Here is a 16,235-nt window from a genome sequence, read left to right as displayed (position 1 = left end):
CCCATTTTACGGCGTGCGGTGGCACTCTGATGCTTCGGTCTTAATGACTATGCCATCATCCTGCTCAACGGTTTGCTCCGGACATGGCGATTCAGTTCTGGAAGGTCGCTGGCCCCGCCAGGCATATACATAGCGATCGTCCCAGGCGAAACTCTCAGCCATGGTGAGTGGACCGTGGGTAGCAATCACATGAACATCCTGCACCCACGCTCTGTCCTTGATAATATAAATGTGCTTTTTCCCACCATTGAAGACGTGATCAACCACTAAATCAGGGGTATCCAGGGTGATAACGTTAAGCTGGTCTTCGCCAACTGGCGACAGTTTGATGATATACAGACGATCCTGATACTGCGCGATGCGGTCAGTGATCAGATGGAACTGTTCCGGATCAACATTGGGAATATCCTGCCAGGCCCCCCATATGACATCCCACGAGAGTTGCGTGGGCCAGGCGTCATCCCGCGCGAGTTGCCTGCGCCAGCGGACGGTTTTTTCACCGATTTCAAACGAATTCGCATCATCGGTCGTTGCCATTTTTCCGGCCGGGTTGCCATAGGCGTAACGGTGCTCACCATGTTTGTCGCGGTAGACCAATAATGAATTGGGGATCCATCGAATGATGTGAAAGGTGTCAGCATCAACGTCTGCAATGCGCTGACCATTGAGAAACACATCCTGGCGATGACGAATAAGCAGGTCGCGGGAGGTAGCCCCTTCATTGCGTGGGCGGAACCGCTCGATATCCCCCCACAATTTACTTTGTAGTACGCTGAAATCGTCGCTACTGGCCTGCCTGCGTCCCAATAAATAAAGGTTATGTCGGTCAACCAGCGTGCTGCTGTTATCTTCGATAGCTTTTAGGGTTGCCAGGTCCACCTTCGAAGCACCGCTATTGCTTTCGGTGCGCTGACCGTCAAAATAGAGACTGTATTTATCGACGGCGAAGCGGCCCAGAGCCTTAAAGCTGGCAACATCGACCATTGGCGTACCGGGAGGATTACTCACGATTTTCCCTCGCCAGAGAATGACGTGACCGTCCGTTATCCAGTGGTACTCCTCTTTAATTGTGGTGACTTCATCTTCGATAATATATCGTTCCTGCTCGCCAGAGATATTTTCCACAGGGTACAAATCGCGTCTGTTAATTCCCGTAAACTTGGCAATGATTTTCTTTTGTCCCCCGAAGTTTGAACCGTAAACCAGGGCTCCCTGGTTAGAGTAGTATTCGTACCCTTCAGCCTGGACGGCCGGAATTGCCACCGTGTACCCCAACAGGATGAGCGCCAGTGAGATACTTTTTTTCATCACTTTCATTTTTTAGCCTCATCGCGCGGAGTGGGTATAAACTCGCCATCACCGTTAATTTTGCCATCGAGTTGATCGTTCACGACGCGCACGGCTCGGGGATCTGCGGTGTGATAGCGCCAGAGCTGCATGCCATCGAAGCGATAAACATATTTGTCGTCGCGGGCTAACCATTTTTGGATATAAGGGTTGCTGCTAACCTGATGCGCTTCCCGTTCGCTGGGGATGTGGTTATCAAATAAAATGAGCGGCCCGGCGGATTCAAACACCTGTAAACCAGAATCCCCAAACTCGTCTCCCTTTCTTGTGAGCAAGTAACCGTGACGCTTCCCGGCGTTGAAGCGCTTATTAATAATCAGTTTCGGGTCATCAAGCGTAACAATATTCAGCTTGAGCTCGTCAAATGGCGTTGTTTCGATGACGTACAGCTTGTCCTGATACTGCGCGACAGCATCGCTAATTGGGTGAAACTGTTCAGGATCGAGGCCGGGAATCTCTTCTTGTTGGCATTCTGCTCCCTTACCCGGGAAGCTACTACGCCAGGTGACGCGGTGTTCCTTTACATTGAAACTACCGCAGCTATATTCCTCATTGCTGTCCAGGGCATATTGATCCAGTACCTTTCGGTGAAAGCCGTTTTTATCTCGCCAGCTTATTAATGCTTCAGGTATCCAGCGCACAACGGTGAAGGTATCCGGGTCGGCATCCAGTTGTTCGCCGTTGAGCATAATCTTCGTCTGTGTACGAGCCAGCGTATCCCAGGGGCCGAATGGTTTGCGAATGCAGCTAAACTTCATGGAAAATTTTCCGTGCTTATCCCAGGACTTTTGCGCCAGCACGCGGAAACTATTGGTCTCAGCAATACGATGCCCGTTGATATACAGGAAGTTAGCATCACGCAATATCAGCCCGAGGACGTCAGGTTCCCATGGCGGCGGTAAATTCATCTGATGCAGTGTTTTGCTATCTAAAGGCTTGTCACCACCATTGTCATCCGTGCGTTCGCCTCTGAAATAGAGGCTATTTTTATCAGCGGCAAAATCACCCCAAGCCTTGAATGACGTGACGTCAACCGGCGGTGCACCCGCAGGATTTTGCACTATCTTGCCAGCGTAAATAATATAGCGACCATCGCTATGCCAGGAGTAATGAGGATACCAGGCATTTGCGCCCCTCACATCATAATCAGTAGACAGATCGGTTAACGGCGGTATTTCCTCCCAATCTTCCAGTGTCGCTGGGTCAATTAACAAATTCGCCAACCGACGCAGGCGCTTGTAATTCACGTTCGGTAGCGAAAGATTGGTGTTTTGATTAGGGCGCAGGTACACCACGCCTTTTCCCTGTTGCTGATACTCATTGGGATCCACAGATGAAAGCTTACATCCCCAGGCAGGCGATAAGAACAACGAACAAGACAACAAACAAACCACATTGCGAAAGTGCATAAAGCCATCCTGGCGTGAGGTGCCGATCACGAAACTACCAGCAGAACATAAATCCTCACAAGTAAGCGTAACTCTCGCAGCAAATCGTCACTTTTCAGAATCCATAAAGGTCATCGCTATTTTCTGATAGTTGCTGGAATAAAGGTGATGTTTTCATTCACGATATAAATACAATCCCGGAACTGCCCCATAGTACGGCTAATAGCATAAAAATATTCCGGATTGACCCCTGGAAGGGAGGCAAGGTGGGATTCCGCCCCCCGTTGCCTTCTTTATTGTCTTTCACGAGTTGTACCCAGGTTCCACCACGGGTATCTAACATTCGCCACATTATTACGCTTTCTGCCGAACGTGATTTTTATAGAAATCTATCAATTCATTTTTCCTGTGCCATAAAGTTTATCTTTCACATCCTGCCGAACGCGGGTCTTGTACCCCCCGTTGTGAAGATCTTCATACGGAGAAAAAGAATCTTTACTCCACCCCAGCAACACTTTATCGCCAGGCATAAAATGCACGTGCAGATAATTTTCTCCCCATTCTCTTTTTGGGAGAGGTAACGTCATATTGCGTTTCTCCAGACGCATTCCAGCATTATACTGTGTACGAGTAGTACTTAATGTCCAGATAACCTCTGCCGTATCCCCACTGACATCACCGCAACAGGTGATTGAACCGCCACCATTCGCAAAAGCATTCGCGCCCGCCACGCCGTTAACACTGAATCCCAGTATCGGGCGGTCAATTTCACTGTGGATTTCCAGAATCACTCCACCTCTTGGTCCTCCCCATACTGCCTGCCCTATATTCCACAATACGACCAGTATTGGAACGACAATTAACGTCCGCCATACCCAGCGCCCCCAGCGGGCATAACCGCGCGTAAGCTTTTGGTCAAATTTTTCCAGTTGGGTAAATAGCCCCATCAGATTTTTTCCCTCTTATCACCAGGTTGGCAAAGCTGTATGTCACTGGCGACTAAGGTCAGACAACGAAATTGCATGGTGCGCCACTCTTTTAAAAGCCCCATGCCGACGATAAAAACAACGAACAAGACAACAAACAAACCACATTGCGATAGTGCATAAAGCCATCCTGGCACGAGGTGTTGATCACGAAACTACCAGCAAAACATAAATCGCCACGTGTAAGCGTTATACTCGCAGCATTTCCTCACTTTTCAGACTTCATAAAGAGTCGCTAAACGCTTGCTTTTACGCCTTCTCCTGCGATGATAGAAAGCAGAAAGCGATGAACTTTACAGGCAATCCATAATGAAAAACGTGTTTAAGGCACTCACTGTATTACTTACTCTCTTCAGCCTGACGGGCTGCGGTCTGAAAGGTCCGCTCTATTTCCCGCCTGCAGATAAAAACGCACCACCGCCGACCAAACCGGTAGAGACGCAAACGCAATCCACAGTGCCGGATAAAAACGACCGCGCCACTGGCGATGGTCCATCCCAGGTGAATTACTAAAAGTCAGTTTCTGTACCCGCGTGATTGGAGTAAATGATGCAGTTCTCGAAAATGCATGGCCTTGGCAACGATTTTATGGTCGTCGACGCGGTAACGCAGAATGTCTTTTTTTCACCGGAGCTGATTCGTCGCCTGGCGGATCGGCACCTGGGGGTAGGGTTTGACCAACTGCTGGTGGTTGAGCCACCGTATGATCCTGAACTGGATTTTCACTATCGCATTTTCAATGCCGATGGCAGTGAAGTGGCGCAGTGCGGCAACGGCGCGCGCTGCTTTGCCCGTTTTGTGCGTCTGAAAGGGCTGACCAATAAGCGCGATATCCGCGTCAGCACCGCCAACGGGCGGATGGTTCTGACCGTCACCGATGATGATCTGGTTCGCGTAAACATGGGCGAGCCCAACTTCGAACCTTCCGCTGTGCCGTTTCGCGCTAACAAAGCGGAAAAGACCTATATTATGCGCGCCGCCGAGCAGACAATCTTATGTGGCGTGGTGTCGATGGGAAATCCGCACTGCGTGATTCAGGTCGATGATGTCGATACCGCGGCGGTAGAAACGCTTGGTCCTGTTCTGGAAAGCCATGAGCGTTTTCCGGAGCGCGCCAATATCGGTTTTATGCAAGTGGTTAAGCGCGAGCATATTCGTTTACGCGTTTATGAGCGTGGGGCAGGAGAAACCCAGGCCTGCGGCAGCGGCGCATGTGCGGCGGTGGCGGTAGGGATTCAGCAAGGTTTGCTGGCCGAAGAAGTACGCGTGGAACTCCCCGGCGGTCGTCTTGATATCGCCTGGAAAGGTCCGGGTCACCCGTTATATATGACTGGCCCGGCGGTACATGTCTACGACGGATTTATTCATCTATGAAGCAACCAGGGGAAGAACTGCAGGAAACACTCACGGAGCTTGATGACCGGGCGGTTGTCGATTATCTGATTAAAAATCCTGAGTTTTTTATCCGCAATGCGCGCGCAGTTGAAGCGATACGTGTGCCGCATCCGGTACGCGGCACCGTTTCGTTGGTCGAATGGCACATGGCCCGCGCACGTAATCATATTCATGTTCTGGAAGAGAACATGGCGCTGTTGATGGAACAGGCTATTGCCAACGAAGGCCTGTTTTATCGCTTACTCTACTTGCAGCGTAGTCTCACCGCCGCCAGCAGTCTCGATGATATGCTGATGCGCTTTCACCGCTGGGCGCGCGATCTCGGCCTGGCAGGGGCGAGTTTGCGCCTGTTTCCAGATCGCTGGCGCTTAGGTGCGCCGTCGAACCACACTCATCTGGCATTAAGCCGTCAGTCTTTCGAACCGCTGCGTATTCAGCGTCTGGGGCAGGAACAGCACTATCTTGGGCCGCTTAACGGGCCGGAGTTGCTGGTGGTGCTACCTGAAGCGAAAGCGGTGGGATCGGTGGCGATGTCGATGCTGGGAAGCGATGCTGATTTGGGTGTTGTGCTGTTTACCAGTCGCGATGCCAGTCACTATCAACAAGGGCAGGGAACGCAGTTACTTCATGAAATTGCGCTGATGTTGCCGGAGCTTCTGGAGCGTTGGATTGAACGCGTATGACCGATTTACACACCGATGTAGAACGCTACCTACGTTATCTGAGCGTGGAGCGCCAGCTAAGCCCGATAACCCTGCTTAACTACCAGCGTCAGCTTGAGGCGATCATCAATTTTGCCAGCGAAAACGGCCTGCAAAGCTGGCAGCAATGTGATGTGACGATGGTGCGCAATTTTGCTGTACGCAGTCGCCGTAAAGGGCTGGGAGCAGCAAGTCTGGCGTTACGGCTTTCTGCGCTACGTAGCTTTTTTGACTGGCTGGTCAGCCAGAACGAACTCAAAGCCAACCCGGCGAAAGGTGTTTCGGTACCGAAAGCGCCGCGTCATCTGCCGAAAAACATCGACGTCGATGATATGAATCGGCTGCTGGATATTGATATCAACGATCCCCTCGCCGTGCGCGATCGGGCAATGCTGGAAGTGATGTACGGCGCGGGTCTGCGTCTTTCCGAACTGGTGGGGCTCGATATCAAACACCTCGACCTGGAGTCTGGTGAAGTGTGGGTGATGGGAAAAGGCAGCAAAGAGCGCCGCCTGCCGATTGGTCGCAACGCTGTGGCGTGGATTGAGCACTGGCTTGATTTGCGCGACCTGTTTGGTAGCGAAGACGACGCGCTTTTTCTGTCGAAACTGGGCAAGCGTATCTCCGCGCGTAATGTGCAGAAACGCTTTGCCGAATGGGGCATCAAACAAGGGCTGAATAATCACGTTCACCCGCATAAATTACGTCACTCGTTCGCTACGCATATGCTGGAGTCGAGCGGCGATCTTCGTGGTGTGCAGGAGCTGCTGGGTCATGCCAACCTCTCCACCACGCAAATCTATACTCATCTTGATTTTCAACACCTTGCCTCGGTGTACGATGCGGCGCATCCACGCGCCAAACGGGGGAAATAATGCGTTTTTACCGGCCTTTGGGGCGCATCTCGGCGCTCACCTTTGACCTGGATGATACCCTTTACGATAACCGTCCGGTGATTTTGCGCACCGAGCGAGAGGCGCTTACCTTTGTGCAAAATTACCATCCGGCGCTGCGCAGCTTCCAGAATGAAGATCTGCAACGTCTGCGTCAGGCGGTACGGGAAGCGGAACCCGAGATTTATCACGACGTGACGCGCTGGCGTTTTCGTTCGATTGAACAAGCGATGCTCGACGCCGGGCTGAGTGCCGAAGAAGCCAGTGCAGGCGCACACGCGGCAATGATCAACTTTGCCAAATGGCGTAGCCGGATCGACGTTCCGCAGCAAACCCACGACACCTTAAAACAGCTGGCGAAGAAATGGCCGCTGGTGGCGATCACCAACGGTAACGCCCAGCCGGAACTGTTTGGTTTGGGGGATTATTTTGAGTTTGTGCTGCGTGCTGGCCCGCACGGGCGCTCAAAACCGTTCAGCGATATGTACTTCCTGGCGGCGGAAAAACTCAACGTGCCGATCGGCGAGATCTTACATGTCGGGGATGATCTCACCACTGACGTGGGTGGGGCAATTCGCAGCGGAATGCAGGCCTGTTGGATCAGACCGGAAAATGGCGATCTGATGCAAACCTGGGACAGCCGTTTACTGCCGCATCTGGAAATTTCCCGGTTGGCATCTCTGACCTCGCTGATATAATCAGCAAATCTGTATATATACCCAGCTTTTTGGCGGAGGGCGTTGCGCTTCTCCGCCCAACCTATTTTTACGCGGCGGTGCCAATGGACGTTTCTTACCTGCTCGACAGCCTTAATGACAAACAGCGCGAAGCGGTGGCCGCGCCACGCAGCAACCTTCTGGTGCTGGCGGGCGCGGGCAGTGGTAAGACGCGCGTACTGGTGCATCGTATCGCCTGGCTGATGAGCGTGGAAAACTGCTCGCCATATTCGATTATGGCGGTAACGTTTACCAACAAAGCGGCGGCGGAGATGCGTCATCGTATCGGGCAGCTGATGGGCACCAGCCAGGGCGGCATGTGGGTCGGCACCTTCCACGGGCTGGCGCACCGTCTGCTGCGTGCGCACCATATGGACGCCAATCTGCCGCAGGATTTTCAGATCCTCGACAGCGAGGACCAGCTACGCCTGCTCAAACGCCTAATCAAGGCGATGAACCTCGACGAGAAGCAGTGGCCGCCGCGCCAGGCAATGTGGTACATCAACAGCCAGAAAGATGAAGGCCTGCGTCCACATCATATTCAAAGCTACGGTAATCCGGTGGAGCAGACCTGGCAGAAGGTGTATCAGGCGTATCAGGAAGCGTGTGACCGCGCGGGCCTGGTGGACTTCGCCGAGCTGCTGCTACGTGCTCACGAGTTGTGGCTTAACAAGCCGTATATCCTTCAGCACTATCGCGAACGGTTTACCAATATCCTGGTGGACGAATTCCAGGATACCAACAACATTCAGTATGCGTGGATCCGCCTGCTAGCGGGCGATACCGGCAAAGTGATGATCGTTGGCGATGACGATCAGTCAATCTACGGCTGGCGCGGAGCGCAGGTGGAGAATATTCAGCGTTTCCTCAATGATTTCCCCGGTGCTGAAACTATCCGTCTGGAGCAGAACTACCGCTCTACCAGCAATATTCTGAGCGCCGCGAACGCCCTGATTGAAAACAACAACGGGCGTTTGGGTAAAAAACTGTGGACCGATGGCGCGGATGGTGAGCCTATTTCCCTCTATTGCGCTTTTAACGAACTCGATGAAGCGCGTTTTGTGGTTAACCGTATCAAAACCTGGCAGGACAAAGGCGGGGCGCTTGCCGAGTGCGCCATTCTCTACCGCAGCAACGCCCAGTCGCGTGTGCTGGAAGAAGCACTGTTACAGGCAAGTATGCCGTACCGTATTTACGGCGGGATGCGATTCTTCGAACGCCAGGAAATCAAAGATGCGCTCTCGTATCTGCGCCTGATTGCCAACCGTAATGACGACGCGGCCTTTGAGCGCGTGGTGAATACACCAACGCGGGGTATTGGTGACCGGACGCTGGACGTGGTACGTCAGACATCGCGCGATCGCCAGTTAACGCTGTGGCAGGCATGTCGTGAACTGTTGCAGGAAAAAGCCCTCGCCGGACGTGCTGCCAGTGCCTTACAGCGGTTTATGGAACTGATCGACGCCTTAGCGCAGGAAACTGCCGATATGCCGCTGCATGTACAGACTGACCGGGTAATTAAAGACTCCGGCCTGCGCACCATGTACGAGCAGGAGAAAGGCGAAAAAGGCCAGACGCGTATCGAAAACTTAGAGGAACTGGTAACGGCGACGCGCCAGTTCAGCTACAACGAAGAAGACGAAGATTTAATGCCGCTGCAGGCATTCCTCTCCCATGCGGCACTGGAAGCGGGCGAGGGGCAGGCGGATACCTGGCAGGATGCGGTGCAGTTGATGACGCTACACTCGGCGAAAGGGCTGGAGTTTCCGCAGGTGTTTATCGTTGGTATGGAAGAAGGCATGTTCCCAAGCCAGATGTCGCTGGATGAAGGCGGACGTCTGGAAGAAGAACGCCGTCTGGCCTACGTTGGCGTAACCCGCGCGATGCAGAAACTGACGCTGACCTACGCGGAAACCCGCCGTCTGTATGGCAAAGAGGTTTACCATCGCCCGTCGCGCTTTATCGGCGAGCTGCCGGAAGAGTGTGTGGAAGAGGTGCGCCTGCGCGCCACGGTAAGCCGCCCGGTCAGCCATCAACGGATGGGTACGCCGATGGTCGAGAACGACAGCGGCTACAAGCTCGGCCAGCGCGTACGCCACGCTAAGTTTGGTGAAGGCACCATCGTCAATATGGAAGGCAGCGGTGAGCATAGCCGTTTGCAGGTGGCATTTCAGGGCCAGGGTATTAAATGGCTGGTGGCGGCTTATGCCCGGTTGGAGACGGTGTGACGTTGCGGGATGCGGTGCGCCACACCGCATCCCGCATCAGCACCTTACTTAGCGCACTTCTTCACATCAATATTCCAGTCAGCACCAGACGTAACCTGATGTTTCTGCGCGAAATTATCCATATTCAGCGCCACGGAAACATTCAACAAGCTGTTCAGATACACCATCGGCTGGCCTTCCGGCACATCGCCGAAGCTTGCGACATACGGCATTTTCCCTGCGTATTTTTGCTGGGAACCTTCGGAAATGGTCACACACAACGTGTCGTTGAGTTTGATTCCTGCCTGATTCAGCAACTCGTCGCTGATATTGCTCCAGACGTTGCCGTACTGAATATCGAGAATCGGGATATTGCCCTTCACTTCACCTTTTGTTGCTTTGGCTTTCTGATAAGAAAGTTCGACAACTTTTGCAGGAAGCTCTGGCCCCACCTGTTCGAACGTAATCGCCCCGGAAGCCAGACGCGCACCGGTGTAGGCATACACATCACGACCGTGGAAGGTATATGACTTTTCAGAACCTTTCAGGCGGTTAGCTTTTTCGTCGATTTCCCGGACGCTATCAATACCCAGAGTTTGTGCCACCAAAGTGAGCGTACCGTTATCTGGTGAAACGAAGTATTGACCGTTTTTGGTTTTCAGCACTACCGATTTACGGTCAGTGCCTACGCCCGGATCGACCACGCTAACAAACACCGAACCTTGCGGCCAGTAACTGGCAGTCTGATACAGACGATAAGCGCCTTCCCAGATGTTATACGGTGGAATTTCGTGTGTTAAATCAAAGATTTTAAGATTATGGTCAACGCCGAATGCGACCCCTTTCATCGCCGAGACGGCACCATCTTTCAGGCTAAAATCAGTTTGTAAAATCAGAGCGTTATCCGCATAGGCGGATGATGATCCCAGACACGTTAATAAAAATAACGTTGCGAGCGTTTTTTTCATTTTTGTTTCCCTTCATTTATCTGATGATTTTCCAGCTGTGTAGCCAGTCCCAGTTTGTCTGGCCTCCTCGAGTGTACAATGCTTAACCTTTCCACTCGACGGAAATCATGGTGACAAAAGGATAGCGTTGCCACGGGATTGCCCCGCCTTTCATATAAATATGTGAAATTGTGCCATCAAGATAAAGCAACTGCTCAACGTTCAGTTTCGCTTTGGCATAACAGGCAAAATCATAAAAATTTGTCGCCTGCTGGCTCAACAAAAACACGGCGTTCCCTTGTTTATTAATCCCAACACCGTTACGAATTTTGCGTGAGGCGACGTTGGGATGAATACGCGGATTAATTACACCGTTTTCCATCAACATTGGCCCTGACTGCACCGCAAACTGAATATCTTTACTGGCTTTAAAGGCATCCAGACGAACGATGCCGACTTTATCTCCCGCGACATAAAACACGCCGCCAGGACGGATAAAAAAATTCCCTTCACCTGAAGCGAGATTTAACGCCACCTTCTGCTGACCGTTTTCGATGTACAAACCGAGCGGCGCATAGCTTTCATCATAGATGCCGCCGTTCATCGCCATCTGCACCTGACCCTGACTATTCATATCCGCCAGCAGAGCATGTAACGTTCCCCACGCTTCGCCATTGGCTTTTTGCCAGTACATTTTCACCCGCTCTGTTTGAGGATTAACGGTATACGCCTGTACGGTCAGCGTCGGATCTGAGAGTGCGCAATCATCAGCGGCAACAGCAAACAAGGGAAGTAAGGTGAGGACGAGAAAAATCCGTTTGAGATTCAAGGTGATCATTCCTTTACCAATGAGTAGCCGATGCGCCATTATAGGTCCTGGATGTGGGATTTTTTTATCCTGTTAGCGACCTTGACGAGTACCAAAAAGCGCGAAGTTCAACTATTGTTCTGTGGTGTTCTGTTGCGTGTTGACGGCAAAATTTTGCTGGCGTAACATGCGCGCACGATCACTCTAAGAGGACATTCGCCTTGGACACACCCAGTAGATACTGGCTCACTATCCTGTCATCCAGGATCAACTCCTAAGGCTATCCCTTTTTGCTGATAGCCTTAGCGGTTGTCAGCGACCTCAATTTTTCCCGTCGCGCTGAGTCAGGCTGTTTAATGGTCTGAAACCCAATTTGTTTCTGTGTGCCCACCGAACTGTCCGATATTTTAAGCATTGGGAGTCCCGGTCATGCTGAGCGCATTTCAACTGGAAAATAACCGACTGACCCGGCTGGAAGTCGAAGAGTCACAACCCCTTGTAAATGCAGTATGGATTGATCTTGTCGAACCGGACGACGACGAGCGACTGCGCGTACAATCTGAACTTGGCCAGAGCCTGGCAACCCGCCCGGAACTGGAAGACATCGAAGCATCGGCACGTTTCTTTGAAGACGATGACGGCCTGCATATTCACTCCTTCTTCTTCTTTGAAGATGCGGAAGATCACGCCGGTAACTCCACTGTGGCATTTACCATCCGTGATGGTCGTCTGTTTACTCTGCGTGAGCGTGAACTGCCTGCATTCCGTCTGTATCGTATGCGTGCCCGTAGCCAGTCAATGGTGGACGGTAACGCCTACGAGCTGCTGCTGGATCTGTTCGAAACCAAAATCGAACAGTTGGCAGATGAAATTGAAAATATCTACAGCGACCTGGAGCAGTTGAGCCGGGTAATTATGGAAGGGCATCAGGGCGATGAGTACGACGAGGCGCTCTCCACGCTGGCGGAACTGGAAGATATCGGCTGGAAAGTTCGCCTGTGTCTGATGGATACCCAGCGCGCGCTCAACTTCCTGGTACGCAAGGCGCGTTTACCGGGTGGTCAACTGGAGCAGGCGCGTGAAATCCTGCGAGATATCGAATCCCTGCTGCCGCATAACGAATCTCTGTTCCAGAAGGTGAACTTCCTGATGCAGGCGGCGATGGGCTTTATCAATATCGAGCAGAACCGCATCATCAAAATCTTCTCGGTGGTATCCGTCGTGTTCCTGCCGCCAACACTGGTTGCTTCCAGCTACGGGATGAACTTTGAGTTTATGCCGGAACTGAAGTGGAGTTTCGGCTACCCTGGCGCGATTATCTTTATGATCCTCGCGGGCCTGGCACCGTATTTGTACTTTAAGCGGAAGAACTGGTTGTAAAAAACGAGAGCGGTGGCTTAGCCTGGCTAAGCCACCTGTTATTCAAAGGCTCCAGGTATTTAACCCTTTTACCTCTTTCTCATAAAACCATTTGTTCGTGTTAACAGCAACATAGGCTGCTACGGCAATTCCCAGAATGTTAACGCCAATTAGTGCACCAACAAATAGAGATAGAATGCCAAGTAATAGAACTATAATTGCTTTTTTCCATAATCCCAGAACAAATAAATAGATCCAGGAACAGAAGAAAGCAATGAAATTCATTTGAATAGTTAATCGTTGTCTTACTTTTAATGTTTTAAATGCTGCTTTATATTCTGGTGTTGCCCCCCAGAATCCAGGAAAGCCATGTTGATCATAAAAGTTAAATCGGTATTTCCATTTTTCACTTAATGAACCATCGTTCATATACTCCTTACTCATAAATACTCCATAACTATTGTTTTGATGAATCAGTAGGTGCAAGCATTAGCATACTGAAAGTGGAAAAATAACAAATCAAAAAAATCATCGAACCATTGCCTGAACAATCAAAATGTTCGGCTATCATTGTGATGATAGAGATGATATATACTGCTAATGTACCAAAAACATAAGTTTTTATATATATGAAACCACTATCACGGAGTCGTTGGCAATTTATGTTGATGACGAGATAATGGAGTGCGATGGTAGAGACAATAACAAGAAAACCTGCGTCCCCATCGTTAAAAAAGATAATAAGAAAGGCAAAAATGAAATTTATTAAAATAAATGAAAATATATAACGACGTCTGGAAATCTTACCGTTAGATGTTGGGATAAATATACGCAACATAAATTTTACATCCTTGTGTGAGTCTCCTGTCAGCATGGCAATATGCCCACTCTCATGCAAGAGTCGGCATATTTTTTCAGAATATATTTATTTTTTATTTGGACGTTCTACGCTGCGTATAAATCGCATCCATCACAAAAATTGCCAGCGCCACCCAAATAAAGGCGAAGGTCACCATCTTATCGGCACCCGGTTTTTCGCCATAAAACGTCACAGCCAGCAGGAACATCAGCGTCGGGCCAATGTACTGAAAAAAGCCTAACGTTGAGAGACGCAGGCGTGTCGCAGCCGCAGTAAAACACAACAGCGGTACGGTAGTGACAATACCGGCGGCGATCAGCAGTAAATTCAGCGACATCGGGTTTTGCCCCATATGGCTGGTTGCGCTGTCGGCAATAGCAAACAGGTAAATCGCCGCCACGGGCAGCAACCACATAGTTTCGATTAACATGCCGGTTTGCGCTTCAACAGCAATCTTCTTGCGTACCAGGCCGTAGAAGGCAAAACTAAACGCCAGCCCCAGCGCGATAATCGGCAGTGAACCAAAAGTCCACAACTGAACCAACACGCCACATATCGCCAGAATCACCGCCAGCCATTGCATCCGGCGGAATCGCTCGCCGAGGAAAATCATCCCCAGCACAATGTTCACCAGCGGGTTAATAAAGTAACCAAGGCTCGCTTCCAGCATATGGTGATTGTTCACCGCCCAGATAAACAGTAGCCAGTTGCCACCAATCAGCACGGCAGAGACTGCCAGCATAAAAATTTTCTGTGGCGTCTGAATCAGCGTTTTTAAATAGGACCACTGGCGGCAAATGCTCATCAGCACCACCATAAAGAAAAACGACCAGATCACGCGATGCGTCAGGATCTCATCGGCGGGCACGTAGTAAATTAGCTTGAAGTACGCTGGCGCAATACCCCAAATAAAATAAGCGGCAAGAGCGAGTAATACGCCCTGCCGCGTTTGTTTTGCATCCATCGGGAATACTCATTTTTAATTGGTAACAGCAGTTTACCTGCTTTTACGTTATCAACCTACCATATAGGTGGCTGTAGCACTGGCAATATAAAGCTGTTCTTCATTGTGTAATTCAACGCGGGCGACGGCGACTTTATTGCCTGCACGTAACAGGCTACTGGTAGCAGTAAAACGCTCGCCTCTGCCTGGGCGCAGATAATCGACGCGAAGATCAATGGTCCCCATCCGCGATAGCCGCTGGCGTAGTTCATCTTCACTGATGGTTTCGTGGCGGGTTAAGGTACTTCCCACGCACACCAGACCTGCGGCGACATCCAGCGCCGACGCAATGACCCCGCCGTGCAAAATGCTTTGCGCCCAGTTACCCACCATCATTGGCTGATTTTTAAAGGCCAGCTGTGCGAACTCTTTTTCGTAACGCTCCAGTTCCATCCCCAATGCGCGGTTAAATGGCATGTGATAAACAAACATCTCACCCACTAATTTCAGGGCTTGTTCAGCGGTCAGTACGGCAGACATATCATCCTTACACTTCATTAGTTAATGAAATGTTGATTTTATGCTTCTTTGTTGTTGGTTTCTACTTTAGGAAGGGATAACTAACGGCTATGGAGTTAAGTATGTAAAATAGCCCGCAGAAAAATATTCACCTTATCAATAATTCGTTACGGAGAACACGAGCGATGCGGACTCTGCAGGGCTGGTTGTTGCCGGTGTTTATGTTGCCTATGGCAGTATATGCACAAGAGGCAACGGTGAAAGAGGTGCATGACGCGCCAGCGGTGCGTGGCAGTATTATCGCCAATATGCTGCAGGAGCATGACAATCCGTTCACCCTTTATCCTTATGACACCAACTACATCATCTATACCCAAACCAGCGATCTGAATAAAGAAGCGATTGCCAGTTACGACTGGGCGGAAAATGCGCGTAAGGATGAAGTAAAGTTTCAGTTGAGCCTGGCGTTTCCGCTGTGGCGTGGGATTTTAGGCCCGAACTCGGTATTGGGTGCGTCTTATACGCAAAAATCCTGGTGGCAACTGTCCAATAGCGAAGAGTCTTCACCGTTTCGTGAAACCAACTACGAACCGCAATTGTTCCTCGGTTTTGCCACCGATTACCGTTTTGCAGGTTGGACGCTGCGCGATGTGGAGATGGGGTATAACCACGACTCTAACGGGCGTTCAGACCCGACTTCCCGTAGCTGGAACCGCCTTTATACCCGCCTGATGGCAGAAAACGGTAACTGGCTGGTAGAAGTGAAGCCGTGGTATGTGGTGGGTAATACTGACGATAACCCGGATATCACCAAATATATGGGTTACTACCAGCTTAAAATCGGCTATCACCTCGGTGATGCGGTGTTGAGTGCGAAAGGACAGTACAACTGGAACACCGGCTACGGCGGCGCGGAGTTAGGCTTAAGTTACCCGATCACCAAACATGTGCGCCTTTATACTCAGGTTTACAGCGGCTATGGCGAATCGCTCATCGACTATAACTTCAACCAGACCCGTGTCGGTGTGGGGGTTATGCTAAACGATTTGTTTTGATGAACGGTTGAGTGGTTGGCAAATCTGGAATCCAGCATCCAGGATTACCCTCTCAGAGACTAAAAGCATTGCAGTTTCTCGCGCAGGCGCTGAAAATAGCGCCTGTTTTTAT

Annotated in this window: 18 protein-coding genes; 9 read left to right on the top strand and 9 right to left on the bottom strand. The window is 50.8% G+C overall.

Going from position 1 to position 16,235, the window contains the following annotated elements:
- Positions 1–6 precede the first annotated feature (6 nt).
- The 3 genes from ACJHYR_RS20460 to ACJHYR_RS20450 form a co-directional block, all read right to left on the bottom strand.
- Entirely contained in the window at positions 7–1,317 is a 1,311-nt protein-coding gene (locus ACJHYR_RS20460) for a DKNYY domain-containing protein (RefSeq protein WP_000867004.1), read from the bottom strand.
- A complete protein-coding gene (locus tag ACJHYR_RS20455; RefSeq protein ID WP_001586485.1) occupies positions 1,314–2,756 on the bottom strand; it encodes a hypothetical protein in 1,443 nt (480 codons plus the stop codon). Before ACJHYR_RS20455 ends, ACJHYR_RS20460 begins: the two co-directional genes overlap by 4 nt.
- A gap of 371 nt (positions 2,757–3,127) precedes the next feature.
- Positions 3,128–3,682 (bottom strand): DUF3304 domain-containing protein, encoded by a 555-nt coding sequence (locus ACJHYR_RS20450; protein WP_000522548.1) that lies wholly within the window; start codon positions 3,680–3,682, stop codon positions 3,128–3,130.
- Positions 3,683–4,030: 348 nt separating this feature from the next.
- Between ACJHYR_RS20450 and lptM the strand changes: the two genes are divergently transcribed.
- From lptM to uvrD, 6 genes are all read left to right on the top strand, one after another.
- Complete coding sequence (lptM, locus tag ACJHYR_RS20445; RefSeq protein ID WP_000799889.1) at positions 4,031–4,234, top strand: LPS translocon maturation chaperone LptM; 204 nt, start codon at positions 4,031–4,033, stop codon at positions 4,232–4,234.
- A 36-nt stretch (positions 4,235–4,270) separates the two neighbouring features.
- Positions 4,271–5,095: a diaminopimelate epimerase gene (gene dapF / locus ACJHYR_RS20440; RefSeq protein ID WP_001160654.1), complete on the top strand. Its 825-nt coding sequence runs from the start codon at positions 4,271–4,273 to the stop codon at positions 5,093–5,095.
- Positions 5,092–5,799 (top strand): DUF484 domain-containing protein, encoded by a 708-nt coding sequence (locus tag ACJHYR_RS20435; RefSeq protein WP_000812796.1) that lies wholly within the window; start codon positions 5,092–5,094, stop codon positions 5,797–5,799. Before dapF ends, ACJHYR_RS20435 begins: the two co-directional genes overlap by 4 nt.
- Positions 5,796–6,692 carry a tyrosine recombinase XerC gene (xerC, locus tag ACJHYR_RS20430; RefSeq protein ID WP_000130699.1) on the top strand — a complete coding sequence of 299 codons (897 nt, stop codon included), beginning with the start codon at positions 5,796–5,798 and terminating at the stop codon, positions 6,690–6,692. Before ACJHYR_RS20435 ends, xerC begins: the two co-directional genes overlap by 4 nt.
- Positions 6,692–7,408, top strand: a complete 717-nt coding sequence (gene yigB / locus ACJHYR_RS20425) for a 5-amino-6-(5-phospho-D-ribitylamino)uracil phosphatase YigB (protein WP_001213584.1) — start codon at positions 6,692–6,694, stop codon at positions 7,406–7,408. Before xerC ends, yigB begins: the two co-directional genes overlap by 1 nt.
- 83 nt (positions 7,409–7,491) lie before the next feature.
- Positions 7,492–9,654 carry a DNA helicase II gene (gene uvrD / locus ACJHYR_RS20420; RefSeq protein WP_000383420.1) on the top strand — a complete coding sequence of 721 codons (2,163 nt, stop codon included), beginning with the start codon at positions 7,492–7,494 and terminating at the stop codon, positions 9,652–9,654.
- A 44-nt stretch (positions 9,655–9,698) separates the two neighbouring features.
- On the opposite strand, the gene ACJHYR_RS20415 is transcribed toward uvrD, so the two are convergent.
- Entirely contained in the window at positions 9,699–10,601 is a 903-nt protein-coding gene (locus tag ACJHYR_RS20415; RefSeq protein WP_000751630.1) for an S-adenosyl-l-methionine hydroxide adenosyltransferase family protein, read from the bottom strand.
- Between the two features lie 82 nt (positions 10,602–10,683).
- Positions 10,684–11,448 (bottom strand): phosphodiester glycosidase family protein, encoded by a 765-nt coding sequence (locus tag ACJHYR_RS20410; RefSeq protein WP_000951197.1) that lies wholly within the window; start codon positions 11,446–11,448, stop codon positions 10,684–10,686.
- A 161-nt stretch (positions 11,449–11,609) separates the two neighbouring features.
- Here ACJHYR_RS20410 and ysgD point away from each other — a divergent pair, with 161 nt between their 5' ends.
- Positions 11,610–11,666: a protein YsgD gene (gene ysgD, locus ACJHYR_RS20405; protein WP_211180520.1), complete on the top strand. Its 57-nt coding sequence runs from the start codon at positions 11,610–11,612 to the stop codon at positions 11,664–11,666.
- 151 nt (positions 11,667–11,817) lie between these two features.
- Positions 11,818–12,768, top strand: coding sequence for a magnesium/cobalt transporter CorA (corA, locus tag ACJHYR_RS20400; RefSeq protein ID WP_000947159.1), 951 nt, complete (start codon positions 11,818–11,820; stop codon positions 12,766–12,768).
- Between the two features lie 42 nt (positions 12,769–12,810).
- Here the strand turns inward: corA and ACJHYR_RS20395 are convergent, their stop codons facing one another.
- The 4 genes from ACJHYR_RS20395 to yigI all read right to left on the bottom strand — a co-directional run bounded on the left by ACJHYR_RS20395 (position 12,811) and on the right by yigI (position 15,089).
- A complete protein-coding gene (locus ACJHYR_RS20395) occupies positions 12,811–13,191 on the bottom strand; it encodes a DUF2628 domain-containing protein (RefSeq protein ID WP_000032587.1) in 381 nt (126 codons plus the stop codon).
- A 13-nt stretch (positions 13,192–13,204) separates the two neighbouring features.
- Entirely contained in the window at positions 13,205–13,585 is a 381-nt protein-coding gene (gene yigG / locus ACJHYR_RS20390) for a protein YigG (protein WP_001309870.1), read from the bottom strand.
- Positions 13,586–13,679: 94 nt separating this feature from the next.
- Positions 13,680–14,570 carry an EamA family transporter RarD gene (gene rarD, locus ACJHYR_RS20385; protein WP_000339094.1) on the bottom strand — a complete coding sequence of 297 codons (891 nt, stop codon included), beginning with the start codon at positions 14,568–14,570 and terminating at the stop codon, positions 13,680–13,682.
- Positions 14,571–14,621: 51 nt separating this feature from the next.
- The gene (gene yigI / locus ACJHYR_RS20380; RefSeq protein WP_001277142.1) at positions 14,622–15,089 is read right to left on the bottom strand and encodes an acyl-CoA thioesterase YigI; all 468 of its coding nucleotides are present in this window, start codon (positions 15,087–15,089) and stop codon (positions 14,622–14,624) included.
- Between the two features lie 164 nt (positions 15,090–15,253).
- Here yigI and pldA point away from each other — a divergent pair, with 164 nt between their 5' ends.
- Positions 15,254–16,123, top strand: a complete 870-nt coding sequence (pldA, locus tag ACJHYR_RS20375) for a phospholipase A (RefSeq protein WP_001259694.1) — start codon at positions 15,254–15,256, stop codon at positions 16,121–16,123.
- The last annotated feature ends 112 nt before the right edge of the window (positions 16,124–16,235 follow it).

The organism is Escherichia sp. WS1450, assembly GCF_046487395.1.
In the GTDB taxonomy this organism is placed as follows: domain Bacteria; phylum Pseudomonadota; class Gammaproteobacteria; order Enterobacterales; family Enterobacteriaceae; genus Escherichia; species Escherichia coli.
Note: the sequence above shows the minus strand (reverse complement) of the source record. Positions and strands in the feature narration are given on the sequence as shown.

What these genes read in the sequence shown, in the direction of transcription:
- ACJHYR_RS20460 (WP_000867004.1), bottom strand. Translation starts at nt 1,317, where the DNA reads ATGAAAGTGATGAAAAAAAGTATCTCACTGGCGCTCATCCTGTTGGGG.
- ACJHYR_RS20455 (WP_001586485.1), bottom strand. Translation starts at nt 2,756, where the DNA reads ATGCACTTTCGCAATGTGGTTTGTTTGTTGTCTTGTTCGTTGTTCTTA.
- ACJHYR_RS20450 (WP_000522548.1), bottom strand. Translation starts at nt 3,682, where the DNA reads ATGGGGCTATTTACCCAACTGGAAAAATTTGACCAAAAGCTTACGCGC.
- lptM (WP_000799889.1), top strand. Translation starts at nt 4,031, where the DNA reads ATGAAAAACGTGTTTAAGGCACTCACTGTATTACTTACTCTCTTCAGC.
- dapF (WP_001160654.1), top strand. Translation starts at nt 4,271, where the DNA reads ATGCAGTTCTCGAAAATGCATGGCCTTGGCAACGATTTTATGGTCGTC.
- ACJHYR_RS20435 (WP_000812796.1), top strand. Translation starts at nt 5,092, where the DNA reads ATGAAGCAACCAGGGGAAGAACTGCAGGAAACACTCACGGAGCTTGAT.
- xerC (WP_000130699.1), top strand. Translation starts at nt 5,796, where the DNA reads ATGACCGATTTACACACCGATGTAGAACGCTACCTACGTTATCTGAGC.
- yigB (WP_001213584.1), top strand. Translation starts at nt 6,692, where the DNA reads ATGCGTTTTTACCGGCCTTTGGGGCGCATCTCGGCGCTCACCTTTGAC.
- uvrD (WP_000383420.1), top strand. Translation starts at nt 7,492, where the DNA reads ATGGACGTTTCTTACCTGCTCGACAGCCTTAATGACAAACAGCGCGAA.
- ACJHYR_RS20415 (WP_000751630.1), bottom strand. Translation starts at nt 10,601, where the DNA reads ATGAAAAAAACGCTCGCAACGTTATTTTTATTAACGTGTCTGGGATCA.
- ACJHYR_RS20410 (WP_000951197.1), bottom strand. Translation starts at nt 11,448, where the DNA reads ATGGCGCATCGGCTACTCATTGGTAAAGGAATGATCACCTTGAATCTC.
- corA (WP_000947159.1), top strand. Translation starts at nt 11,818, where the DNA reads ATGCTGAGCGCATTTCAACTGGAAAATAACCGACTGACCCGGCTGGAA.
- ACJHYR_RS20395 (WP_000032587.1), bottom strand. Translation starts at nt 13,191, where the DNA reads ATGAGTAAGGAGTATATGAACGATGGTTCATTAAGTGAAAAATGGAAA.
- yigG (WP_001309870.1), bottom strand. Translation starts at nt 13,585, where the DNA reads ATGTTGCGTATATTTATCCCAACATCTAACGGTAAGATTTCCAGACGT.
- rarD (WP_000339094.1), bottom strand. Translation starts at nt 14,570, where the DNA reads ATGGATGCAAAACAAACGCGGCAGGGCGTATTACTCGCTCTTGCCGCT.
- yigI (WP_001277142.1), bottom strand. Translation starts at nt 15,089, where the DNA reads ATGTCTGCCGTACTGACCGCTGAACAAGCCCTGAAATTAGTGGGTGAG.
- pldA (WP_001259694.1), top strand. Translation starts at nt 15,254, where the DNA reads ATGCGGACTCTGCAGGGCTGGTTGTTGCCGGTGTTTATGTTGCCTATG.